Origin of the sequence: Streptomyces roseolus (assembly GCF_014649855.1) — a bacterium.
GTDB lineage: Bacteria > Actinomycetota > Actinomycetes > Streptomycetales > Streptomycetaceae > Streptomyces > Streptomyces roseolus.
In genome coordinates this window covers 198,595-220,898 of record NZ_BMTV01000001.1, presented here as the reverse complement: position 1 = coordinate 220,898, position 22,304 = coordinate 198,595, and the positions used below count along the sequence as shown (strand labels likewise).

Sequence of the window (22,304 nt, the reverse complement as noted above, 5' to 3'; positions counted from 1 at the left end):
CATGCAGGCATGAGCGTGGCCGCGCCCGAGGTACGGATGGCCTCCGCCCGGGGGCGGTGGATCGTCCTGACGACCGTGCTCGGCTCGGCGATGGCCCTGCTCGACTCGACCGTCGTCAACGTGGCGCTGCCGCACATCGGCGAGGACCTCGGCGCCGACCTCGCGGCGCTCCAGTGGACCGTCAACGCGTACATGCTGACGCTGGCCGGGCTGATCCTGCTCGGCGGCTCGCTCGGCGACCGGTACGGGCGGCGCCGGATCTTCGTCGTCGGCGTCGTGTGGTTCGCGCTCGCCTCCCTGCTGTGCGGCCTCGCGCCGAACGCCGGCGTGCTCGTCGCGGCGCGGGCCCTCCAGGGCGTCGGCGGGGCGCTGCTCACCCCCGGGTCGCTCGCGCTGATCCAGGCGAGCTTCCACCCCGACGACCGGGCCCGCGCGGTCGGCCTCTGGTCCGGCTTCGGCGGCGTCGGGGCGGCGGTCGGTCCGTTCGTCGGCGGCTGGCTGGTCGACGGGCCCGGCTGGCGCTGGGTCTTCCTCCTGAACGTGCCGCTCGCCGCGCTCTGCGTGCCGGTCGCGCTGCGGCACGTTCCCGAGTCGCGGGACGAGGCCGCCCACGGGCAGCGCTTCGACGTGCTCGGGGCGGTGCTCGGCGCGGCGGCGCTCGGCCTCGTCACCTACGGGCTGATCGACGCGCTCTGGTGGGCCGGGGCGGCCGGTCTCCTGGCCGGGGCCGGGTTCGTGGCGCTGGAGCGGCGGCGCGGGGAGCGGGCGATGATGCCGCCGTCGATCTTCCGGTCCCGGCTCTTCACCGCCGTGAACGTGGTGACGCTCTGCGTGTACGCGGCGTTCGGCGGCTTCTTCTTCCTCGCCGCGCTCCAGCTCCAGGTCGTCTCCGGCTACTCGGCGCTCGCCGCCGGTACGGCGCTGCTGCCGACGACCGTGCTGATGCTGCTGTTCTCCGCGAAGTCCGGCGAGCTGGGGGAGCGGATCGGGCCGCGCGTCCCGCTGACCGTCGGCCCGCTGCTGTGCGCGGCGGGGATGCTGCTGATGCTGCGGGTCGGGGAGGCCCCGTCGTACGTACGGGACGTGCTGCCGGCCCTCGCCGTGCTCGGCCTCGGCATGACCGTGCTGGTCGCGCCGCTGACCGCGACGGTCCTGGCCTCCGTCGACATCGCCCGCGCGGGGCTCGCCAGCGGCATCAACAACGCGGCGGCCCGGGCGGCGGGCCTGGTCGCGGTGGCGGCGCTGCCGCTGCTCACGGGCATGGGGCCGACGGCGTACCTCTCGCCGACGGAGTTCGACGCGACCTTCGACCGGGCGATGCCCCTCTGCGCCGGCGTCCTCGTCCTGGGCGCGGCCCTCTCCTGGGCCACCCTGCGCACCTCCCGGCCGGCCCCCTGCCACCCCACCTGCAAGACCCACTGCTCCCTCACGGCCCCGCCGCTGGACCCGGGCACCGAGTAGCCGGCCGGTACCCGGTGCCGTCGGACGTCCCGGCCGCGGGGGCCGTTACGGGTTCAGCTCGGCGTACGCCTCGGCGCTGCTGTCCTTGAGGAACTGCCGGCACCGCTCCTGCTCGTCCGTCTCCCCGATCTCGCCGGCGGCACGGGCGAGGGCGGCGAGGCAGCGGAGGAACCCGCGGTTGGCCCGGTGCTCCCAGGGGATGGGGCCGTGCCCCTTCCAGCCGGCCCGGCGCAGCGCGTCCAGACCGCGGTGGTAGCCGGTGCGCGCGTACGCGTACGACTCGATCACCCGTCCCGCCTCGAAGGCGTCGTCGGCGAGCATCGCCCAGGCGAGCGAGAACGTGGGGTCCTTCGCCGCCACTTCGGCCGGCGGCCGGGACTCCTCGCCCAGGAGGCGGTACGCCTCTTCGTTCTCGGGCAGGTACGTCGGCTCCGGGCCGCCGAGCAGGTTCTTGTGCGTCGTCATGGGAGCAGTCTGCCACTCGTGGACGGGGTCGACACGGCCGTCACCGGGGGCGAAGAGGAGGGCTCCAGGCCGTCTCGACCCGGACCTCGTAGGAGCGGACGAGGCGGGCGAGTTGCCGGCCCACCGCGTGCAGCGGCTCCTCGCTGCGGTTGACCTGGGCGGTGACCTCGGCGCCCTCCAGGGCGGAGAGGACGGTGCTCGCCAGGTCCCGGGCGTCCTCGGGGGAGAGGCCGCCGCGCAGCAGCTTGTCGCGGATCAGTCCCTCCCATTCGTTCAGCGCCTCGGCGCAGGTCCGCTGGATCTCGGAGTCGGTGCCGAGCGTCTCCAGGGCCGCCGCGGTGACGGGGCAGCCGTCGGTCCAGCCCGACGCGCGCAGGTCGCCGGCGAGCCGCCGGGTGCAGGCCGTGACGGCCTCCGCCGGGTCGTCGGCCTCGTCCAGCGACTCCCGCAGGAGCGTTCCGAACTTCTCGCTGCCGTGCCGGAGGGCGGCGACGGCGACGGCCTCCTTGCCGCCGGGGAAGAAGTGGTAGACGGAGCCGAGGGTGGCCTGTGCCTCCTGGGCGATCTGCTTGATTCCCGTGCCGACGTAGCCCTGCCGCTGCAGGAGTCGCGCGGCGGCGACGACGATCCGGTCCCGTGTGCTGGTCTGCATGCCCCCACCGTACCGAGGCATTGGGTAGAGCGTTCGTTCTAGAGGTGTGCTACGTTCTCACCGCGCACTAAATAGAGCGCTCGTTTTAGTGAGGAATGGAGATCCGTCATGAACAGCACCACGCCGTCGGTCACCGTCATCGGTCTCGGCCCCATGGGACAGGCCATGGCCGGCGCCTTCCTCGACCGCGGGTACGACGTCACCGTCTGGAACCGCACCGCCGCCCGGGCCGACGCCCTGGTCGCCCGCGGGGCGGTCCTCGCGCCGAGCGTGAAGGAGGCCCTCGCCGCCAACGAGCTGGTGGTCCTCAGCCTCACGGACTACGACGCCGTGTACGCCGCGCTGGGACCCGCCGAGGGCGCGCTGGACGGCCGGGTCCTGGTCAACCTCAGTTCGGACACGCCCGAGAAGGCGCGGGCCGCGGCGCGGTGGGCGGCCGAGCGGGGCGCCGTCCAGCTGACCGGCGGCGTCACCGTGCCGCCCTCCGGGATCGGCCAGGCCGAGTCCTCGACCTTCTACAGCGGCCCGCGTGACGTCTTCGACCGGCACCGGCCCGCACTGGAGGTCATCACCGGGCGGACCGACCACCGCGGCGAGGACCCCGGGCTCGCCGCGCTCATGTACCAGATCGGCATGGTCATGTTCTGGACCTCCATGCTGAGCTACTGGCAGGCGATCGCCCTCGCCGACGCCAACGGCCTCAAGGCGGCGGACGTCCTGCCGCACGCCGTGGAGACCGCGCACTCGCTGCCGGGCTTCTTCGCCTTCTACGCCGAGCGCGTCGACGCCGGCCGGCACACCGGCGACGTGGACCGCCTCGCCATGGGGACGGCCAGCGTCGAGCACGTCCTGCACACCCACGCGGACGCGGGCGTCGACACCGCGCTCCCGGCCGCGGTCGTCGAGCTCTTCCGGCGCGGCATGGACGCCGGCCACGCCGCCGACAGCTTCTCCTCCCTGGTGGAGCTGCTGAAGAAGCCCGCGGCGTGACCGCGCCCCCCGGCGCGGGGGGCGTGCGGGCGCCGGCCTCCCCGCCGGTCCCCCCGGGGCGGCCGCCGGACTCCCTGGGACGGCCGCCGGACTCCTCGGGGGCTGCCGCCGGGGCCCTGGGCGGGCCGGGCCGTCACCCCCGGCCGGTACGATCCCCGGACCGGCCGGAAACAGGGGGGAACTGTCGTGGGCAAGCGGGGAGCGCCCGTCCGGCGCCGTGGTGACCGGCGGAGCGGCGGGGCGGGGACGCGCGTCACGCGCCGCGGCCGGCTCGTCCTGTCGACCCTGGTCCTGATGGGCGTCTCGCTCGGCGCGGGCGTGGCGCTCGCCCACTTCCAGGAGGAGCGGGAGGAGGCGGCGACCTCCTCCCCGCCCTCCGCGACGCCGCGGGCCCCCGCGCCGTCCACGACGACCGCCGCGCCGCAACCGAAGCCGAAGCCCACGCCGAGCAAGAAGCCCAAGCCGAAGCCGACGCCGACCGCCACCGAGAAGAAGACCCCGACCGTGCCGCAGTCCGGGCCCGGCACCTTCACCTCGGTCACCGCCTCCGGCAGGATCACCGGCACCAGCGGCACCCTGCGCCGCTACCGGGTGCAGATCGAGGACGGCGTCGACCTCTCCGCCCGGGGGACCGCCGAAGAGATCGAGGCGATCCTCGCCCATCCGCGCGGCTGGGCCGCGCACGGCCGGGGCCGCTTCCAGCTGGTGGCGTCGAACGCCGACTTCGTGATCCGGATCGCCACCCCCGACACCGCCGACGCGCTCTGCGCCCGCCAGGGCCTCGACACGCACGGCGAGCTGAACTGCGAGACCGCCGACGGCGTCGTGGTGAACCTCAAGCGGTGGATGCTGGGCTCGCCGACCTTCGCCGGACCCCCGGAGGAGTACCGCCACCTGATCATCAACCACGAGGTCGGGCACGAGATCGGGATCCGGCAGCACATGGGCTGCGGGGGGCCGGGGAAGCTCGCGCCCGCGATGATGCAGCAGATCAAGGGCCTCAACGGATGTCGTTCGAACGCTTTTCCGTATGACGAAGAGGGGATCTACATCACCGGTCCGATCGTGTCATGATGCGTTTGGGACGCGTGCGAGGGAGCACGCCTCCCGAGGGGACCGGAGCTCCCGTGGCACGCCGTCGAGCGCGCGCGGTGGAGCGGACCGCTACCCGGTAGCCCGTACCGAGGAGACAGAAATGTCACCCACTTCTGGTTCTGCCGATTCCCCCGGAACCGGACCGGTCGTCGACGCGCCGAACCTCGACTTCGCCGGCACGACGCCCTACGAGGACTACGTCCAGGCGGATGTCCTCACCCACCTCCAGCACCTCCGCTCGGACGACCCCGGCGAGATGGTCTTCCTGGTCACCACCCAGGTCATGGAGCTGTGGTTCACGGTCATCGTCCACGAGTGGGAGACCGCGAGCCGCGCCCTGCGCGAGGAGCGCCTGCCCGTCGCCGTCGACGCCCTCAAGCGCTCGGTCCGCGAGCTGGAGGCGCTCAACCACTCCTGGCGTCCGCTCTCCCAGCTCACCCCCGCCCAGTTCAACGCCTACCGCGGCGCGCTCGGCGAGGGCTCCGGCTTCCAGTCGGCGATGTACCGCCGCATGGAGTTCCTCCTCGGCGAGAAGTCGGCGTCCATGCTCGTCCCGCACCGGGGCGCGCCGCGCGTCCACGCCGAGCTGGAGAAGGCGCTGCACGAGCCCAGCCTGTACGACGAGGTGCTCGGCTTCCTCGCCCGCCGGGGCCTGCCCGTCCCGCGGTCCGTCCTCACCCGCGACCTGGCGCAGCGCTACGAGCCCTCGCCGCAGGTCGAGGCCGTGTGGGCGGCGCTGTACGCGGCGCCGCAGGAGAACGAGGAGCTCGTCCGCCTCGGCGAGGCCCTCAGCGACGTCGCCGAACTCGTCTGGCGATGGCGCAACGACCACCTGGTGGCGACCCGCCGCGCGATGGGCTCCAAGACCGGCACCGGCGGCTCCGCCGGCGTCGCCTGGCTGGAGAAGCGCGCCCAGAAGAACGTGTTCCCCGAGCTCTGGACGGCCCGCAGCCATGTCTGACCTGTACCAGCGAGCCAGGGAGCTCGACGCCGCCGACCCGCTCGCCGGCCACCGCGCGAAGTTCGCGCTCGACGAGGAGACCGTCTACCTCGACGGCAACTCGCTCGGCGCGCTCCCCGCGCACGTCCCCGCCCGCATGGCCGACGTCATCGGCCGCGAGTGGGGCGAGCTGCGGATCCGCTCCTGGGACGAGTCGGGCTGGTGGACCGCCCCCGAGCGGATCGGCGACCGGATCGCCCCGCTCGTCGGCGCCGCCGCCGGACAGATCGTCGCCGGCGACTCGACCAGCGTGAACGTCTTCAAGGCGGTCGTCGCGGCGGCCCGCCTCGCGGAAGAGGGACGCGACGAGATCCTGGTGGACGCGTCGACCTTTCCCACGGACGGGTACGTCGCCGAGTCCGCCGCCCGGATGACCGGTCACCGGATCGTGGCCCTCGACCCGGCCGACATCCCCGCCGCGGCGGGGAGGCGGACGGCGCTCGCGCTCGTCAACCACGTCGACTACCGCACCGGCCGGCTCCACGACCTGCCCGGCACCACCGCCGCCCTCCACGCGGCGGGCGCGCTGGCCGTCTGGGACCTGTGCCACAGCGCCGGCGCCCTGCCCGTCGGCCTCGACGAGCACGGCGTCGACCTGGCGGTCGGCTGCACCTACAAGTACCTCAACGGCGGCCCCGGTTCGCCCGCGTACCTGTACGTCGCCGAGCGCCACCAGGGCCGCTTCGACTCGCCGCTGCCCGGCTGGACCTCGCACGCCGACCCCTTCGGCATGACGCCCGGCTACCGGCCCGCCGACGGCGCCGTCCGGGGCCGCGTCGGCACCCCGGACATCCTGTCCATGCTGGCCCTGGAGGCCGCGCTCGACGTGTGGGACGGGGTCGCCGTCGACGCCGTCCGCGCCAAGTCCCTCGCGCTCACGGACTTCTTCCTGGAGTGCGTGCGGGCCTACGTCCCCGAGGGCCGGGTCACCCCGGTCACCCCGGAGGCGTACGCCGAACGCGGCAGCCAGGTGGCGCTGGCCTGCGCGGACGCGCCCGCCGTGATGCCCGAGCTGATCAAGCGCGGCGTGGTGGGCGACCTGCGCCGCCCCGACGTCCTGCGGTTCGGCTTCACCCCGCTGTACGTCGGCTTCGCGGACGCCGAGCGCGCGGCCCGCGTCCTCGCCGACGTCCTGGCCTCGGCACCCGACGCGGCGCGGCCGACTCGCCCGTGACGCACGGCCGGTGACGGACCGTCGGATCGGATGACCATCACCTGATCTGCGGGGCCCGGACCCTGATACGGTCCCCGCAGGTCAGGCCGATTCGGCCCCGTCACCGAGAGGTTGGAACCCCCCATGCCGGACCCCGCCGCGCGCGACGCCGCCGAAGAGGCATCGGCCTTCTCGCACCCGGCCGTCCCCCCCGACGCCACCGCCGCGTACGGCGACCACCCCGACCAGATCGTCGACCTGTACGCCCCCAGGACCGGCGCCGGACGCGCCCCGCTCGTCGTCGTCCTGCACGGCGGCGCCTGGCGCGCCCCCTACGACCGGCGGCACCTCAGCCCCTTCGCGGACTTCCTCGCCCGCCGCGGCTTCGCCGTCGCCAGCGTCGAGTACCGGCGCGGCCCCGGGCTCCCCCACCAGGACGGCACGACCCCGGTCGCGGGCCGCTGGCCGGAGACCTTCGACGACGTGGCCGCCGCCCTCGACGCCGTGCCGGAGCTCGCCGCGGACCACCTGCCGCAGGCCGACCCGCACCGCACCGTCCTCACCGGGCACTCGGCCGGCGGCCAGCTCGCCCTGTGGGCCGCCGCCCGGCACGTGCTGCCCGCCGGCTCCCCCTGGCGGCTGCCCGCCCCGCCCGCGCTGCGCGGCGTCGTCGCCCTCGCCCCCATCGGCCACTTCGACCGGGCCCGCGAACTCGACGTCTGCGGCGGGGCGGTGACCCAGCTGCTCGGCGGCGAGGAGGCGTACGAGGAGCGGGCCGCGGCCACCGATCCGGCGCGGCTGCTGCCCACCGGCATCGCCACCGTCCTCGTCCAGGGCCGCGCGGACCTCACCGTCCCCGCCGAGGTCGCCGACGCCTTCGTCGAGGCGGCGGCGAAGGCGGGCGAGACCGTCGGCCTCACGCTCCTGGAGGACGTCGGCCACTTCCCCCTCGTCGACCCGGCGGCCGACGCGTGCGCGGTCGTCGCGGAGGAACTCGCCCAGCTGGCGTTCTGAGGGCCGCGGCGGTCCCGCCGGGCCCTTTTTCCCCAACGGCCGTCGGCGGCTGCGGATATTCTCCGGGTGTTTCAACTGCCGTGACGAGAAGGGGGATCAGGGGCTCATGGGGACCGACGACCAGATGGGTGCGGCGCCTCCGCCCCCTCCGCAGCACCCGCCTTCCTCCACGCCCCCGCGGTACTCGCCCGGCCACCTTCCTCCGCAGCCGCCGCCGGGCCCGCCCCGGGCGGAACAGCCCCGGTGGGCGTGGTGGGTGGCGGGGATCGCCCTGCCCCTGCTGGGCATCGTGGCCAGCCTGATCGTGGACATGGACCGCGACGACGCGCCCGCCGCGGCCGCCGCGTCCTCGGCCCCTTCCGCGGGCTCTTCTTCCTCGGATTCCGCGTCCTCGGGTTCCGCGGACGCGGCCTCCTCCGAAGAGCCGGCGGCGCCGACCACGACCGCCTCCGCCTCCGCCTCCGCCGACGGGACCGGGACGCCGGCGCCCCTCGACCCGCCCGACAGCCCCCTCCCCAGCGCGTCCGGCACGTCGACGACCCGGGTGGACCTGGCCCCTCCGCGGGGCCACGGCCCGGCGCGCGAGTCCTCGTGGGGCCTCACCCCCGCGCCCTGCACCAACCACGAGCAGCAGCTCATCGACCTCGACACGGGCCTGAGCCGCGTCGAGAAGGAGGACGACGGAAGGATCGGGGAGCCCGGCGGGGCCGAGCTCCACTACTGGCCGGACACCTGCACGGGCGGCAGCGACTACCGTCTGCGGGGCGTCCCCAACACCCGGGTGGGCCTCCTGCGGGCCGACACCCCGCACACCGCGGAGAACTGCCGCAAGGTCTCGAACACCGGCCTGCCCCCGATGGACCTGAACGACTCCGGGACGATCGAGCAGGCCGGCTTCGTCGTCGGCGCAGCCATCTGCTCCGTGACGACCGAGGGCTCCGTCGCCATGGCGACGATCGACCACATCGGCGACGGCGGCATCGGCGGCGAGGACACCGCCAGCGGCACCCTCTACGTCTGGCCCAAGACGTCCTGACCGGGGCGGGGCCCGCGTAGTACTCAAGGGGGACGGCCCGGGATCCGCATCCAGCGGGACGCGGGCCTCCCCGGGCGTTCCGTACCGTGGTCGGCGTGAATCCGACACAGACCCCCGACACGGGCAGCCGCAGCCCCGAGCTCCGCATGACGCTGGACGCGCTCGGCGGTCTGCGCGAAGACCTCTCCGGCGACGCCCTCGGCTACCGCCCGCTGCCCCGGCTCACGCCGGACAGCCCCGCCCTGCGCTTCCTGCCCCGGCGGCTGCGCCCGCGCGCCGGGCTGCTGCCGCACGCGGCGATCGGCTTCCTCGCCCTGGTGACCTTCCTCCTCGCCTTCGACGAGATCAACGCCTCCGTCGGGCCGGTCGCCCTCGTCACCTGCCTGGTGCCGACGGCCGCCGTCCTCCTCACCCTGAGCCGTCCGGCGACCGCCTTCTGGCTCTCGACGGGCTCGACGCCCTTCATCGCCTACCTGACCGGGTACGACGGCTGGCCCTGGGCGCCGAGCTCCTTCGCCGCCCACCTCTTCGTCCTGGTGATCGTCGCCCTGCGGACCGGACCCCGGGCCGCCGCGTGGATGTGGGTGATCACCTCCGCGTACGCCACCTTCACCTCCTTCTTCCTGAGCATGGGCTCGGGGTACGGCTTCAACGGCGCCGAGATGGTCTTCGTCTCCGCCCTCCTCCTGCTGGTCGTCGCCGTCGTCCAGACCCGCCGCCAGGCGGCCCGAGAGGTCACCGCCCAGCAGACCGTGACCGCCGTCGAGCGGTCCAAGCGGACCCTCCTCGAAGAGCGGACCACCATCGCGCGCGAGCTGCACGACGTCGTCGCGCACCACATGTCGGTGGTGGCCATCCAGGCCGAGGCCGCGCCCTACCGGGTGGAGAACCCGCCGCCGGAGCTGGAGCAGGCCTTCCGCACCATCCGGGAGAACGCCGTCGCCGCCCTCACCGAGCTGCGCCGCATCCTCGGGGTCGTCCGCGCCGAGGACTACGAGGCCCCCGACGCCCCGCAGCCGACCCTCGCCGACCTGCACGGGCTGGTCGCCAACGTCCGGGAGGCCGGCCTCGACGTGTCCATGGCGGTGACGGGCGCCGTGCGCGAACTGCCGCAGGGCGTGGAGCTCTCCGCGTACCGGATCGTCCAGGAGGCCCTGTCCAACGTGCTGAGGCACGCGCCGGGGGCCGACGCGAAGGTCGAGGTCAGCCATGTGCTCGGCGGCCTCGGGCTGAGGATCGCCAACGGCCCGGCGCGCGGACTCGTGAAGCCCTCCCCGGGCGCCGGGCACGGCATCACCGGCATGCGGGAGCGCGTCACGATGCTCGGCGGGGAGATGACCGACGGACCGACGGACGACGGCGGCTACGAGGTCGCCGTCTTCGTCCCCGTCCAGCGCGAAGGGGCCGGCCAGTGATCAGGGTGCTGATCGTCGACGACCAGATCATGGTCCGCGAGGGCTTCTCGGTGCTGCTGGGCGCGATGCCGGACATCGAGGTCGTCGGCGAGGCCGTCAACGGCCGGGAGGCGGTCGCGCAGGTCGCCGCGCTGCGCCCCGACGTCGTCCTCATGGACATCCGGATGCCCGAACTCAACGGCATCGAGGCCACCCGCGAGATCGTCGCCGCCGACGCGGACGCCAAGGTCCTCGTCCTGACCACCTTCGACCTCGACGAGTACGTCTACCAGGCGCTGCGCGCCGGGGCGTCCGGCTTCCTCCTCAAGGACGCCTCCGCCCGGCAGCTCGCCGACGGCGTCCGGATCGTCGCGGCGGGCGAGGCGCTGCTCGCGCCGACCGTGACGAAGCGGCTCATCACCGAGTTCGCGCGGACCGCCGACACCGCGCCGAGGGCGCCCGCCGTCGCGCAGGTCGGCGAGCTCACCGAGCGCGAGACGGAGGTCCTGGTCCTCATCGCCCAGGGCCTGTCCAACCAGGAGATCGCCGGGCACCTCGTCGTCGCCGAGTCGACCATCAAGACCCACGTCAGCCGGATCCTGGTCAAGCTGGGCCTGCGCGACCGGACACAGGCGGCGGTCTTCGCGTACGAGGCGCGCCTGGTGCAGGTCGGGCGGTAGCGTCCCCGCATGGACGCCGCCGCAGTGTTCGACCCCTGGTCGCCCGAGTTCGTCGCCGACCCGTACCCGGCCTACGCGCGGCTGCGGGAGACCGGCCGCGTCCACTGGTACGGGCGCACGCGCCAGTGGCTGGTCCCGCACCACGCGGACGTGTCGGCGCTGCTGCGGGACCGGCGCCTGGGGCGCACGTACACCCACCGCTTCACCCACGAGGAGTTCGGCCGCGAGGCGCCCGACCCGCGGCACGAGCCCTTCCACACCCTCAACGACCACGGGCTGCTCGACCTGGAGGGCGCCGACCACGCCCGCATCCGGCGGCTGGTCTCCCGGGCCTTCACCCCGCGGACGGTGGAGCGCCTCGCGCCGACGGTGCGGGAGCTGGCGGACGGCCTCGTGGCGGAGCTGGTGGCGGCGGGCGGCGGCGACCTCCAGGCGGCGGTCGCCGAACCGCTGCCGGTCGCGGTCATCGCCGCGATGCTGGGCATCCCGGAGTCCGACGAGGAGCGGGCCATGCTGCGGCCCTGGTCGGCGGCGATCTGCGGGATGTTCGAGCTGAACCCGTCGGAGGAGACCGCCCGCGCGGCCGTCCGCGCCTCCGTCGACTTCTCCGACTACCTGCGCCGGCTGATCGCGCGCCGCCGGTCCGACCCCGGCGACGACCTGGTCTCCGCGCTGGTCGGGGTCGAGGAGCTGACCGAGCAGGAGTCGGTCTCCACCTGCGTGCTGCTGCTGAACGCGGGGCACGAGGCGACGGTGAACACGACGGTCGGCGGGGTGGGGACGCTGCTGCGCCACGACGCCTGGCCGTCCCTCTCCGCCGGGAATTTGTCCACGGCCGTGGACGAACTCCTCCGCTACGACACGCCGCTCCAGATGTTCGAGCGGTGGGTCCTCGACGACATCGAGGTCGGGGGGACGGTGATCCCCCGCGGCGCGCAGGTCGCCCTCCTGCTCGGCTCCGCCAACCGCGACCCGGCCCGCTTCGGCCCCACGGCGGACGCGCTGGACCTCACCCGCGCCGACAACCCGCACGTCACCTTCGGCGCGGGCATCCACTACTGCCTCGGCGCCCCGCTGGCCCGCCTCGAACTCGGCGCGGTCTTCCGCGCCCTGCGGGAGCGGGCGCCCGGCCTGCGGCTCGCCGCGGATCCCGTCCGGAAACCCGGTTACGTGATCCGCGGCTTCGAGTCGCTGCTCGTGGAGGTATGACCCGCCTCAGACCTGGAGGTCGCGGCGCCGCAGCCCCGCCAGACCGGCCGCGGTGAGGGCCGCCGCAAGCGCCGTGAGCAGGAGGGGCGCGGTCCACTCCGGGTCCGGGCCGGGCAGCGTGGGCAGGTGGGCGAAGGGGGAGAGGTCGAGCACGGCCCGGGGGAGGCCCAGGGCGGGGCCGATCCAGCCGAGGGCCAGGCACAGGCCCGCCGCTCCCCACCCGGCCGCGGCCGCCCGCGGCGCCGCGCCCCACAGCAGCACCGCCACCCCCGCGAGGGTCCACACGGCGGGCAGCCGGACGAGCGCCGCGCCCACGAGCGGGCCGAGGTCGTCGCCGTACGAGAGGGCGAGGCCGAGGCCGGCGAGGGCGAGGATCAGCGCGGAGCCGGCGTACGCGTGGGCGAGGTGGCCCGCCGCCCACCGCACCCGCCCGAGCGAGGCCGCGAGCAGTGGTTCCGCCCGCCCCGAGGTCTCCTCGCCGTGCGCCCGCAGCACCGCCCCGACCGCGTACAGGCCGGCGAGCATCCCGAAGAGGGAGACCAGGGTGGCGAGGAAGGCGTCGGTCAGCCCGTCCTGGCCGCCCATCCGCCGGAAGATCTCCCGCGCCCGCTCGTTGTCGCCGACGAGCTCCGCCGCGCCGTCCGCCATGCCGCCGAGGACGAGTCCGCCGAGGAGGAAGCCGAGCCCCCAGCCGGTCAGCGCGCCGCGCTGGAGGCGGAGGGCGAGCGCGCCGGCCGTGGCGAGCCGGCCGGCGGCGGGGCCGGGCCGGGTGGCGAGGAAGGACGCGCCGACGTCGCGCCGCGCGGCGAGCCCGTACGCGAGGAGCGTCTGGACGAGCACGGCCGCGGCGATCGGCAGCAGCGCCCACCAGCGTTCGTCGCCGTAGGCGCGGACGTTCTCGGCCCAGCCGACGGGGGACAGCCAGGTCAGCGGGGAGGAGCCGGAGGCGTCGCCGGAGTCGCCCGCCGCCCGCAGCACGAAGGCCAGGCCGAGGACGCCGCCGGCGAGGCCCTTGGCGAGCCGCGCGCTCTCGGTGAGCTGGGCGGCGAGCGCGGCGACGGTCGCGAAGACCATGCCGGTGCCGCCGACGGCGAGGCCGAGGGCGAGCGCCCCGGCGAGGCCCTGGCCGGCGAGTCCGGCGACGACGAGGAGGGCGGTGGCGGCGTTGAGCGTCAGCGCCGCGAGCAGCGCGGAGGTGAGCGGGGCCCGGCGGCCCACCGCTCCGGCGGAGAGAAGTTCCTGCCGGCCCGTCTCCTCCTCCTCGCGGGTGTGCCGGACGACGAGGAACAGCGAGGCGACGGCGGCGAGGACGGCGGCGAAGGTGCCGAAGCGCCAGGCGACGAGTCCGCCGAGGGAGTCGGAGAAGACCGGCCCGTAGAGGGAGCGCAGGGAGCTGTCGGCGGTCATGGAGGCCGCGAGTTCGGCGCGTGCCTCGGGGGTGCCGTAGAGCCCGCCGAGGGAGCCGGGTCCGGAGGCGACGAGGCCGCCGGTGACCACGGCCCACAGGGGGAGGGTCAGCCGGTCGCGGCGGAGCGCGAGCCGGGTGAGGGTGCCGGTGCCGGCCAGGGCGGTCATGACGCCACCCCGGTGTCCGCGTAGTGGCGGAGGAAGAGCTCCTCCAGGGTGGGCGGGGTGCTGGTGAGCGAGCGGACGCCGGCGGCGAGCAGTGCGGCGAGGACGGGGTCGAGCTGGTCGGTGTCGGCCTGGAGCCGGACGGTGCGGCCCTCGACGCGCAGGTCGTGGACGCCGGCGAGCCGGTCGAGCCCCCGGGGCGGTCCGGCGAGTTCGGCGGTGACGCTGGTGCGGGTCAGGTGGCGCAGCTGCGCGAGCGAGCCCGACTCCACCGTGCGGCCCTTGCGGACGATGCTGACCCGGTCGCAGAGGGTCTCGACCTCGCTGAGGATGTGGCTGGAGAGCAGGACCGTGCGGCCCCGGTCGCGGGCCTCGCGGACGCACTCCTGGAAGACCTCCTCCATCAGCGGGTCGAGGCCGCTGGTGGGCTCGTCGAGCACGAGGAGCTCGGCGTCGGAGGCGAAGGCGGCGACGAGGGCGACCTTCTGCCGGTTGCCCTTGGAGTAGGTGCGGCCCTTCTTGGTGGGGTCGAGCTCGAAGCGCTCGATCAGCTCGGCGCGGCGGGCCCGGTCGAGGCCGCCGCGCAGCCGCCCGTACAGGTCGATGACCTCGCCGCCGGAGAGGTTGCGCCAGAGGGTGACGTCGCCGGGGACGTACGCGAGCCGCCGGTGGAGGGCGACGGCGTCGGCCCACGGGTCGCCGCCGAGCAGCCGGGCGGTGCCGGAGTCGGCGCGCAGCAGCCCGAGGAGGACGCGGAGGGCGGTGGACTTCCCGGCGCCGTTGGGGCCGAGGAAGCCGTGGACCTCGCCGGCGGCGACGGTGAGGTCGAGTCCGTCGAGGGCGTGGGTGCGGCCGAACGACTTGTGGAGGCCGGTGACGCTGATGGCGTTCGTCATGCTTCGGAACGTACGCTTATTTCACAAACTTGTGAAGTTAAGGAACCGTAAAAAGGCGCGGTATAGAGTCGTGCCATGACCAGCACCGAAGGCACCCCGCCGCAGGAGGAGGCCGTCTCCCGATTCGTGGAGCGCTTCGCCGGCGAGCTGACCGAGGCCGGCATGCAGCGGATGGCCTCCCGGGTCTTCGCCGCCCTGCTCGCCTCCGAGACCGCCTCCCTCACCTCGGCGGAGCTCTCCGAACGGCTCAGGATCAGCCCCGCCGCCGTCTCCGGTGCGATCCGCTACCTCACCCAGGTCGGCATGGTCGCCCGCGAACGCGAACCGGGCACCCGCCGCGAGCGGTACGTCCTCCACAACGAGATCTGGTACGAGACCTTCACCCGCCGTGACCAGGTCCTCCTCCGCTGGGAGAAGGTCCTCCGCGACGGCGCCGCCACCCTCGGCCCCGACACGGCCGCCGGCGCCCGCACCACCGAGACCGCCGACTTCTTCGCCTTCATGCAGGAGGAGATGCTCACCCTGATGGACCGCTGGCGGGAACGGAGGGCGGCCCGGGAGCCGGCCGGGAGGGGTCAGGAGCCGGCCGCGTCCTGAGGCTCCCGGGGCAGGGTCAGGCCCCAGCCGTCGGCGCGGACCGTCCAGGTGCGGCGGCGGACCGGGCCCGTGGTGCGGCCGTCGGCGCGGTAGCGGAAGTCCGGGCCCGAGACCGTGAGGGATCCGGCGACGGCGCGGCGGGGCGCGGCGGCGGGGCCGGACGGGTGGACGGTGACCTCGGCCGTGCCGTGGCCGGTGTCCGCCGGGCGGGCCGTCACCGCCGTGACCGGGGCGTCCACGTCCGCGAGCAGCACGCCGTCCGCCTCCACCCGCAGCCGGTGCACCAGGACGCCGGGGAACGGCGGCGCCGGCCGCACCAGGGTGCGCACCAGGGAGCGGCACGTCCCCCAGACGGAGGGGGCGGTGCCGGCCGCCGGAACCGGCACGGCCGGCACCCGCAGCTCGCCCAGGACCACCCCGTCGCTGTCGTCCACCAGCAGGTCCAGGCTCCGCACCGCCCCGTCCAGGACCGTCCGGGCCGCCGCCACGGCGCCGCGCGGCACGCCGAAGCCGTGCGCGACCTCCAGGGCGTCCGGCGGGCCGATCGGGACGAGCGAGAGCGGCGCCCGGTCCCGGTGCAGCAGGGCCACCGCGCGCAGCAGCGCCCGGTCGTCGCCGAGCACCACGGGGCGGCGGGAGCCGCGCCGGGACAGGGCCCGGGAGAATTCCTCGGGGGAGTCCGGCAGGCAGATCTTCGCCTCCGCTCCCGCGGACAGGACATCCTTCGCGATCCGCACGGACTCGCCGTCACTTCGGCGGGCGACCGGGTCGACGATGACCAGCAGCTGGTCGTGATCCGACACCTCGGTCCTTCCTCGGGTAGCATCTTTGTGCAAGAGCCCCTTGCGCTATTGCGCCAGGGGCTTCGTCTATTCCGGGGCACACCGGTGAGGCGGCGTACGCCCCCTGACCTTGGACATGCCCCACCCGGAAGGGGTGTACGCCTGTGCCCGCACTTGTGCTGCTCGGTGCTCAGTGGGGTGACGAGGGCAAGGGAAAGGCCACCGACCTGCTCGGTGGATCCGTGGACTACGTGGTGCGTTACCAGGGCGGCAACAATGCCGGCCACACGGTCGTCGTGGGCGACCAGAAGTACGCGCTCCACCTCCTCCCTTCCGGAATCCTCTCCCCGGGGTGCACCCCGGTGATCGGGAACGGAGTCGTCGTCGACCCGGCGGTCCTGCTCTCCGAGCTGAGCGGACTGAACGAGCGAGGCGTCGACACGTCGAAGCTCCTGATCAGCGGCAACGCCCACCTGATCACCCCGTACAACGTCACCCTCGACAAGGTGACGGAACGGTTCCTCGGCAAGCGCAAGATCGGCACCACCGGTCGCGGCATCGGCCCCACCTACGCGGACAAGATCAACCGCGTCGGCATCCGGGTCCAGGACCTGTACGACCAGTCGATCCTGGAGCAGAAGGTCGAGGCGGCCCTGGAGCAGAAGAACCAGCTCCTCGCCAAGGTCTTCAACCGCCGCGCGATCGAGTCCGGCCGGATCGTCGAGGAGATGCTCCAGTACGCGGACCAGATCCGCCCGTACGTCGCCGACACCACCCTGATCCTCAACAACGCCATCGACGAGGGCAAGGTCGTCCTCTTCGAGGGCGGCCAGGGCACCCTCCTGGACGTGGACCACGGCACGTACCCCTTCGTCACCTCCTCGAACCCGACCGCCGGCGGTGCCTGCACCGGCGCGGGCGTCGGCCCGACGAAGATCAGCCGGGTCATCGGCATCCTCAAGGCGTACACGACCCGCGTCGGCGCCGGCCCGTTCCCGACCGAGCTCTTCGACGAGGACGGCGAGGCGCTGCGCCGCATCGGCGGCGAGCGGGGCGTCACCACCGGCCGCGACCGCCGCTGCGGCTGGTTCGACGCGGTCATCGCCCGTTACGCCACCCGCGTCAACGGCCTGACCGACTTCTTCCTCACCAAGCTGGACGTGCTGACCGGCTGGGAGGAGATCCCGGTCTGCGTCGCGTACGAGATCGACGGCAAGCGCGTCGAGGAGCTCCCGTACTCCCAGACCGACTTCCACCACGCGAAGCCGATCTACGAGACCCTGCCCGGCTGGTCGGAGGACATCACGAAGGCCAAGACCTTCGCGGACCTCCCGAAGAACGCGCAGAACTACGTGAAGGCGCTGGAGGAGATGTCCGGCGCCCCGATCTCCGCCATCGGCGTCGGCCCCGGCCGCACCGAGACCATCGAGATCAACTCCTTCCTGTAGGACCCGCGCACCCGCGGAGGGCCCGCACCCGGTTCGGCCGGGCGCGGGCCCTCCGTGCGTCCCGGCCCTCTTCCGAGGCTTGAACCAGCCTTGTTTTTCAGGGGAGTCGACCCCTTAATGAGTCTCCCTGCACGTTCGCACGCCCATGCGTCACAGGGGGAACCATGGACCAGAACGCCCCGCCGAGACCGCCCGGACCGCCCGGACCGCCGAGACCACCCGGATCGCCCGGACCGCCCGGGCCGGGGAAGCCGGGTCCCGTCCATCTCCAGGGCAGCAGTCCTCTCGACCTGCGCGTGGACCGCAGGGTCCTCTGGGTCGGCGGAGCGGCCTATCCGCTGGAGAACGTCGTCCGCGTCTACACCTTCGTCCTCCGGCCCCGGCGCTCCGAGGCCGTGATGCTCTTCGGCAAGCGCCTCGCCTGGTTCGTCCTCGCCTTCCTCCTCCTCACCGTGGCCGAGGGGCTGACCGAGCTCAACGCCCCGCGCGATCCCTACGGGAGCGACGAGGCGGGCGGCTCGGTGCTGATCGGCCTGGCCCGGGGCGCCCTGGTCATCGGCCTGATCTACCTCTTCGCCGAGATGCTCGCGGTCGTCACCGCCCGCTCCCACCTCACCCTGGCCATCGAGACCAACGGGCAGTCCACCGCGCTCGTGACCGGGCCGCCGGAACTGCTCCACGGCCTCGTCCACAGGATCGCCCACGCCATCGAGAACACCGACGCGCAGCTCCACGAGCGCGTGGCCTCGCTGGCCATCGGCAACCCGGGCAACTACTACTTCGGCGACGTCGTGAACATGTACGGCGGCTCCGGGAACAAGGGGATCCTGAAATGAGCGGCGACACCGTGAACATGCACGGCGGACGGTACAACGACGGCATCGTCCACCACCACTACGCCCCCGCCCCCGCACTCACCCCGGAACAGGCGGAGGCGCTCGCCGTCGTGCGGGGCCTGGCCGCGGCGCTGCGCGGGCAGCTGCCCGAGGCCGACCGGGAGGCCCTCGACGAGGGGCTGGCGGGGCTCGGCGAGGCCGCGGCCGGGTCGGACCGGCGGCGGACGCTGTTCGCCATCGCCGGGATCGCGGCGACCGTCGGCGCGCTCGGGCAGCCGCTGCTCGACTCGGTGCGGGCCGCCCTGGAGCTGTTCGGGGGGTGACGCCCGCCGGGGGCGTCAGTCCTGCCGGTGGTACTCGCCCGGTTCGGTGTCGTACATCGGGTAGACCTGGAGGAGTTCCTCGCCCTTGTACGTCGTCAGCACCAGGTAGCTGCCGGGGTCGTCGCGGACGCACTCCGGGTCGGCGCCGGGTTCCAGGGCCATGGGGCCGAGGACGTACGGGGGCGTGGTGCTCGCCAGGATGGCCGTCCAGCTGCAGTTGACGGCGTCCGACAGCGTGTTGCCCTCCTCGTCCGTGCGCGGGTAGGAGCTCAGCGAGCGCAGGACGGCGGCGCCGACCGCGCCCTGGGTGATCGTCACCTCGTCGGTGTAGCGGTCCGCCTCCGGGCCGTCGACGAGCGGCTTCATCTTCCACCGGCCCAGGTACGCCGCGGGCAGGACCGCCGCGCCGGTGCGGGCCTTGCGGAAGGTGGCCTTCGCGGCGCCCGAGGTCCACTCCAGGACCTCGGGGGAGCGCAGGGCGAGGGTCTGGTGGGCGGCCGCCATGCACCGCCCGGCGGGCACGCTGGTGGTGACGTCGGACTCCCCGAGGACGACCTTGTCCTCGTCGGCGGAGACGAGCCGCGAGCGGCCCATGCACAGGCGTCCGTCGCCGACGTGGGTGTAGACGGCGGTCTTGGTGCCGACGGCGCCCTGCACGAGCTCGATCCGGACGGTCTCGCGCGGGCTCTCCTCGGTGCCGCGCAGGACTCCCTCCCAGGCGCCGAGGAAGGCGGCGGGCACCGCCCCGGCGGGCTGCGCGGAGGAGGCGGAGGACGAGGAGGACGCGGGGGTGCCCTTGCCGTCGGGGGTGGCGCCGGGGCCGCCGAGCGGCCACAGCGCGTAGCCGACGCCCGCCGCCGCGACGACGGCGGCGGTCGCGAGGGCGGCGGCCAGGACGCGGCGCCGCGCACGGGACCGGGGCCGGACCGGCTCCGGGTCCGGTCCCGGGTCCGACGCGGGACCGGGGGCGAGGCCGGGACCGGGGGCGGGCGTCGGGGCGCCGGAGGCCGCGCCGCCCGCCGTGCGCTCCGCCCCGGAAGGCCCCTCGGGGCCGTCCCCGCTCTCCGCCTCCAGGAGCCGCGCCGCGTGCCGGCCGAGGCGGGCCAGGACGTCGGCGGGCAGCCAGGGGTCGGCGACCGGCAGGGTCTCGGCGATCTCGGCCGCCGTCGGCCGCTGCGCCGGGTCCTTGGCGAGGCAGGCCCGGATCAGCCCGGTCAGCTCGGGCGCCACGTCCGTCAGGTCCGGGTCGTCGTGGGCGATCCGGAACATCAGCGCGTGGACGCCGCTGTCGGAGGTACCGAAGGGGGAGCGGCCGGTCGCCGCGTAGGCGAGGACCGAGCCGAGGCAGAAGACGTCGGAGGCCGGGCCCAGCTTCTCGCCGCGCACCTGCTCGGGCGACATGAAGCCGGGGGAGCCGACGACGGCGCCGGTGCTGGTGAGGCCGCCGTCGGTGACGGTGTCGACGGCCCGGGCGATGCCGAAGTCGATGATCCGGGGGCCGTCGACGGTCAGCAGCACGTTGGAGGGCTTGAGGTCGCGGTGGACGAGCCCGGCCCGGTGGACGTGGTCGAGGGCCCGGCCCAGGCCGGCGCCGAGGGCGCGGACGGTGGCGGGCGGCAGCGGCCCGTACTCGTCGCCGACGACGGCCCGCAGCGAGGGGCCGGGCACGTACCCGATGGCCACCCACGGGGAGGCGGCGGCGGTGTCGGAGCCGAGGACGGGCGCGGTGCCGGTGCCGCCGACCCGCCGCAGCGCATCGACCTCGCGGGCGAAGCGGCGCCGGAACTCCTCCTGGGCGGCGAGCTCGGCGTGCACCACCTTCACGGCGACGGTCCGCCCGCCGGCCGAACGCGCGAGGAACACCCGGCCCATGCCGCCGGCCCCGAGACGGCCGACGAGTCGGAACGGGCCGATGGCGACCGGGTCTTCCGCGTTCAATGGCTCCACGTGGCAAGAGGATGCCAGACGCGGCGGACGGCCCGGGGCGCGGTCGGGGTCACGGTCCGGTGTCGGCCCGGAGGCCCGTCGGCCCGCAGGCCCGTCGGTCCGAAGGCGGTCACTCCTCGCCGCAGACCCGCAGCCCCTTCGGGGTGGCGCACGGCAGGTGTCCGCGGGCGCGCACGATGTCCTGCCCGCGCCCGCGCGTCAGGTAGGCGAGGAAGCTCGCGGTGAGGGAGTCGGTCGGCGGATCGCCCCAGGTGTAGGCGTACTCGATCTCCCGGTAGGGGTACGGGGACGAGCCCAGCTCGTCCAGGACCGGGCCGCGGCCGTCGAGGGCGATGCCGTGCAGGCCCTGCGCGGCGGAGCCGGCGCCGAGCTCCGCGTAGCCGAGGGCGCCGGGGAGGCGGGCGACGGTGGCCAGGACCTGGTCGGTGGAGTCGAGTTCGCAGCGGACCACCTTCGCCTCCTTGTCGTCGACGGTGGCGCAGTCGCGGGAGGAGTTGGCGGGCTCGTTGCGGCCGAGGACCCGGCGCTGGAAGACCTCCCGGGTGCCGGAGCCGGCGTCCCGGCTGACGAGGAGGACGGGCAGGTCGGGGAGGTCCGCCGGAAGGCCGGGGCCCTCCAGCCGGTTCCAGCGGGCGACGTCGCCGCGGTAGAGGGCGCGGATCTGCTCCAGGGTGAGGCTCTCGACGGGCACGGCGTCGTGGGCGACGACGGTGAAGAGGGAGACGGCGACCATGTGCTCGCGCAGCCGGGGGTGGCCGGCCGGGCCGTGGCCGTCGGAGAGGGCGATGACGGCGGGGGAGCCCTTGCCGCCCGTGGCCGCGCCGGCCGCGGCGAGGTCGCGGACGCCGGCGGTGGAGCCGTCGGCGTCCACGGTGACGGTGGCGCCCGCGCAGTCCTTCTCGTACGCCTCGGCCACCTCCCGGGCGACGGGTGCGAAGGCGGTGGATCCGGTGACGGTGAGGCTGCCGCGGGCGCAGCCGATCGGCGGCGGGGTCTGCTCGCGGACGATGATCGCGGCGAGCGCGACCACACAGGCGGTGAGGACGACGGTGACGGTGCGGGCGACGGGGCCGAAGCGGCCGGACTCGTCGTCGGGGGTGGTGGAGCGGTTGCGGAGGATCCTGCCGTCCGCGATGGTGCCGTGGGCCTCGATGGCGGCGTCGGTGGCGGGCCCGGCGAGCTGGACGAGCAGCTTGTAGTACTGGCCGGGGGCGAGGGCGACCCGGGGGACCAGGAGGGCGTTCCCGGCCCGGCTGAGCTTCGGCTCGTGCTTCAGGTCGTCGCGGAGCGAGTCCCACCCCTGCGGGACGGTGGCGACGACGCCCAAGACGTCGACGGCGGAGGCGCCCTCGCCGAAGGTGAAGCGCAGGGCGTGGCCCCCGGTGTCGAGCGCGTAGTCGCCGTGGGTGATGTCGACGGCGCCGTCGTTCTCGACGCGCAGGAGGACGAGGGTGGCGCCGTCGGAGGCGCTGCCGAGCACCTCGCCGTCGCGGACGGTCATCACCCCGCCGTCCTGGGTGTCGCGCTCCTTGTGGAGGAGGGTGTTGAGCTGGACGCGGTAGCCGAGCCGCTTGCCCGGCGTGATGCGGCCGATCCAGACGGCGGCGACGGAGACGAGGACGCCGATCAGGGCGGTGACGACGGCGATCACGTTCTCGGCGGTTATCCACTCCATGGCCGGAACGGTACGGACGGGTGTGCGAAGGCGGGGTCGGTGCAGCGGCTCGACACGGGGAGTTCGCCGCTCGTTCAGC

At 74.6% G+C, this 22,304-nt stretch carries 21 protein-coding genes; 14 read left to right on the top strand and 7 right to left on the bottom strand.

The window, feature by feature from the left end; translation table 11 throughout:
• The first annotated feature begins 9 nt into the window (after positions 1-9).
• Complete coding sequence (locus IE245_RS01000; RefSeq protein ID WP_189944628.1) at positions 10-1,461, top strand: MFS transporter; 1,452 nt, start codon at positions 10-12, stop codon at positions 1,459-1,461.
• Positions 1,462-1,506: 45 nt separating this feature from the next.
• Here the strand turns inward: IE245_RS01000 and IE245_RS00995 are convergent, their stop codons facing one another.
• Positions 1,507-1,926: a DUF3151 domain-containing protein gene (locus tag IE245_RS00995; RefSeq protein ID WP_189944627.1), complete on the bottom strand. Its 420-nt coding sequence runs from the start codon at positions 1,924-1,926 to the stop codon at positions 1,507-1,509.
• A 40-nt stretch (positions 1,927-1,966) separates the two neighbouring features.
• The gene (locus IE245_RS00990; protein WP_189944626.1) at positions 1,967-2,578 is read right to left on the bottom strand and encodes a TetR/AcrR family transcriptional regulator; all 612 of its coding nucleotides are present in this window, start codon (positions 2,576-2,578) and stop codon (positions 1,967-1,969) included.
• Positions 2,579-2,686: 108 nt separating this feature from the next.
• Here IE245_RS00990 and IE245_RS00985 point away from each other — a divergent pair, with 108 nt between their 5' ends.
• The 9 genes from IE245_RS00985 (at position 2,687) to IE245_RS00945 (ending at position 12,149) form a co-directional block, all read left to right on the top strand.
• Positions 2,687-3,568, top strand: coding sequence for an NAD(P)-dependent oxidoreductase (locus tag IE245_RS00985; protein ID WP_189944625.1), 882 nt, complete (start codon positions 2,687-2,689; stop codon positions 3,566-3,568).
• A 186-nt stretch (positions 3,569-3,754) separates the two neighbouring features.
• Positions 3,755-4,642 carry a DUF3152 domain-containing protein gene (locus IE245_RS00980; RefSeq protein ID WP_268256504.1) on the top strand — a complete coding sequence of 296 codons (888 nt, stop codon included), beginning with the start codon at positions 3,755-3,757 and terminating at the stop codon, positions 4,640-4,642.
• Between the two features lie 121 nt (positions 4,643-4,763).
• Positions 4,764-5,624, top strand: coding sequence for a tryptophan 2,3-dioxygenase family protein (locus IE245_RS00975; protein WP_189944624.1), 861 nt, complete (start codon positions 4,764-4,766; stop codon positions 5,622-5,624).
• On the top strand, positions 5,617-6,837 hold the full coding sequence (gene kynU, locus IE245_RS00970) for a kynureninase (protein WP_189944623.1): 1,221 nt from the start codon (positions 5,617-5,619) through the stop codon (positions 6,835-6,837). The genes IE245_RS00975 and kynU overlap by 8 nt, the downstream gene beginning before the upstream one ends.
• 123 nt (positions 6,838-6,960) lie before the next feature.
• Positions 6,961-7,830: an alpha/beta hydrolase gene (locus IE245_RS00965; protein WP_189944622.1), complete on the top strand. Its 870-nt coding sequence runs from the start codon at positions 6,961-6,963 to the stop codon at positions 7,828-7,830.
• Positions 7,831-8,086: 256 nt separating this feature from the next.
• Positions 8,087-8,866, top strand: a complete 780-nt coding sequence (locus IE245_RS00960; RefSeq protein WP_229851021.1) for a hypothetical protein — start codon at positions 8,087-8,089, stop codon at positions 8,864-8,866.
• An 86-nt stretch (positions 8,867-8,952) separates the two neighbouring features.
• Complete coding sequence (locus IE245_RS00955) at positions 8,953-10,281, top strand: sensor histidine kinase (RefSeq protein ID WP_373305242.1); 1,329 nt, start codon at positions 8,953-8,955, stop codon at positions 10,279-10,281.
• Positions 10,278-10,940 (top strand): response regulator, encoded by a 663-nt coding sequence (locus IE245_RS00950; RefSeq protein WP_189944621.1) that lies wholly within the window; start codon positions 10,278-10,280, stop codon positions 10,938-10,940. Before IE245_RS00955 ends, IE245_RS00950 begins: the two co-directional genes overlap by 4 nt.
• Before the next feature lie 9 nt (positions 10,941-10,949).
• Entirely contained in the window at positions 10,950-12,149 is a 1,200-nt protein-coding gene (locus IE245_RS00945; protein ID WP_189944620.1) for a cytochrome P450, read from the top strand.
• A 6-nt stretch (positions 12,150-12,155) separates the two neighbouring features.
• Here IE245_RS00945 and IE245_RS00940 read toward each other — a convergent pair whose 3' ends face one another.
• Together IE245_RS00940 and IE245_RS00935 are read right to left on the bottom strand one after the other, a co-directional pair.
• Complete coding sequence (locus tag IE245_RS00940) at positions 12,156-13,724, bottom strand: ABC transporter permease (protein ID WP_189944619.1); 1,569 nt, start codon at positions 13,722-13,724, stop codon at positions 12,156-12,158.
• Complete coding sequence (locus tag IE245_RS00935) at positions 13,721-14,617, bottom strand: ABC transporter ATP-binding protein (protein ID WP_189944618.1); 897 nt, start codon at positions 14,615-14,617, stop codon at positions 13,721-13,723. The genes IE245_RS00940 and IE245_RS00935 overlap by 4 nt, the downstream gene beginning before the upstream one ends.
• A gap of 75 nt (positions 14,618-14,692) precedes the next feature.
• Here IE245_RS00935 and IE245_RS00930 point away from each other — a divergent pair, with 75 nt between their 5' ends.
• Positions 14,693-15,214 (top strand): GbsR/MarR family transcriptional regulator, encoded by a 522-nt coding sequence (locus tag IE245_RS00930; RefSeq protein ID WP_189944617.1) that lies wholly within the window; start codon positions 14,693-14,695, stop codon positions 15,212-15,214.
• On the opposite strand, the gene IE245_RS00925 is transcribed toward IE245_RS00930, so the two are convergent.
• On the bottom strand, positions 15,193-16,017 hold the full coding sequence (locus tag IE245_RS00925; protein ID WP_229851020.1) for a diacylglycerol kinase family protein: 825 nt from the start codon (positions 16,015-16,017) through the stop codon (positions 15,193-15,195). The two genes, IE245_RS00930 and IE245_RS00925, sit on opposite strands and share 22 nt — an antisense overlap.
• A gap of 143 nt (positions 16,018-16,160) precedes the next feature.
• Between IE245_RS00925 and IE245_RS00920 the strand changes: the two genes are divergently transcribed.
• The 3 genes from IE245_RS00920 to IE245_RS00910 all read left to right on the top strand — a co-directional run bounded on the left by IE245_RS00920 (position 16,161) and on the right by IE245_RS00910 (position 18,603).
• Complete coding sequence (locus IE245_RS00920) at positions 16,161-17,444, top strand: adenylosuccinate synthase (RefSeq protein WP_189944615.1); 1,284 nt, start codon at positions 16,161-16,163, stop codon at positions 17,442-17,444.
• 296 nt (positions 17,445-17,740) lie between these two features.
• Positions 17,741-18,280 (top strand): DUF6232 family protein, encoded by a 540-nt coding sequence (locus IE245_RS00915; protein ID WP_229851019.1) that lies wholly within the window; start codon positions 17,741-17,743, stop codon positions 18,278-18,280.
• The gene (locus IE245_RS00910; protein ID WP_189944614.1) at positions 18,277-18,603 is read left to right on the top strand and encodes a hypothetical protein; all 327 of its coding nucleotides are present in this window, start codon (positions 18,277-18,279) and stop codon (positions 18,601-18,603) included. Before IE245_RS00915 ends, IE245_RS00910 begins: the two co-directional genes overlap by 4 nt.
• A gap of 15 nt (positions 18,604-18,618) precedes the next feature.
• Here IE245_RS00910 and IE245_RS37625 read toward each other — a convergent pair whose 3' ends face one another.
• Together IE245_RS37625 and IE245_RS00900 are read right to left on the bottom strand one after the other, a co-directional pair.
• A complete protein-coding gene (locus IE245_RS37625) occupies positions 18,619-20,550 on the bottom strand; it encodes a serine/threonine-protein kinase (protein WP_189944613.1) in 1,932 nt (643 codons plus the stop codon).
• A 109-nt stretch (positions 20,551-20,659) separates the two neighbouring features.
• A complete protein-coding gene (locus tag IE245_RS00900; RefSeq protein ID WP_189944612.1) occupies positions 20,660-22,225 on the bottom strand; it encodes a PstS family phosphate ABC transporter substrate-binding protein in 1,566 nt (521 codons plus the stop codon).
• Positions 22,226-22,304 lie beyond the last annotated feature (79 nt).

What these genes read in the sequence shown, in the direction of transcription:
- IE245_RS01000 (WP_189944628.1), top strand. Translation starts at nt 10, where the DNA reads ATGAGCGTGGCCGCGCCCGAGGTACGGATGGCCTCCGCCCGGGGGCGG.
- IE245_RS00985 (WP_189944625.1), top strand. Translation starts at nt 2,687, where the DNA reads ATGAACAGCACCACGCCGTCGGTCACCGTCATCGGTCTCGGCCCCATG.
- IE245_RS00965 (WP_189944622.1), top strand. Translation starts at nt 6,961, where the DNA reads ATGCCGGACCCCGCCGCGCGCGACGCCGCCGAAGAGGCATCGGCCTTC.
- IE245_RS00900 (WP_189944612.1), bottom strand. Translation starts at nt 22,225, where the DNA reads ATGGAGTGGATAACCGCCGAGAACGTGATCGCCGTCGTCACCGCCCTG.
- IE245_RS00930 (WP_189944617.1), top strand. Translation starts at nt 14,693, where the DNA reads ATGACCAGCACCGAAGGCACCCCGCCGCAGGAGGAGGCCGTCTCCCGA.
- IE245_RS00945 (WP_189944620.1), top strand. Translation starts at nt 10,950, where the DNA reads ATGGACGCCGCCGCAGTGTTCGACCCCTGGTCGCCCGAGTTCGTCGCC.
- IE245_RS00995 (WP_189944627.1), bottom strand. Translation starts at nt 1,926, where the DNA reads ATGACGACGCACAAGAACCTGCTCGGCGGCCCGGAGCCGACGTACCTG.
- IE245_RS00910 (WP_189944614.1), top strand. Translation starts at nt 18,277, where the DNA reads ATGAGCGGCGACACCGTGAACATGCACGGCGGACGGTACAACGACGGC.
- kynU (WP_189944623.1), top strand. Translation starts at nt 5,617, where the DNA reads ATGTCTGACCTGTACCAGCGAGCCAGGGAGCTCGACGCCGCCGACCCG.
- IE245_RS00935 (WP_189944618.1), bottom strand. Translation starts at nt 14,617, where the DNA reads ATGACGAACGCCATCAGCGTCACCGGCCTCCACAAGTCGTTCGGCCGC.
- IE245_RS00990 (WP_189944626.1), bottom strand. Translation starts at nt 2,578, where the DNA reads ATGCAGACCAGCACACGGGACCGGATCGTCGTCGCCGCCGCGCGACTC.
- IE245_RS00975 (WP_189944624.1), top strand. Translation starts at nt 4,764, where the DNA reads ATGTCACCCACTTCTGGTTCTGCCGATTCCCCCGGAACCGGACCGGTC.
- IE245_RS00940 (WP_189944619.1), bottom strand. Translation starts at nt 13,724, where the DNA reads ATGACCGCCCTGGCCGGCACCGGCACCCTCACCCGGCTCGCGCTCCGC.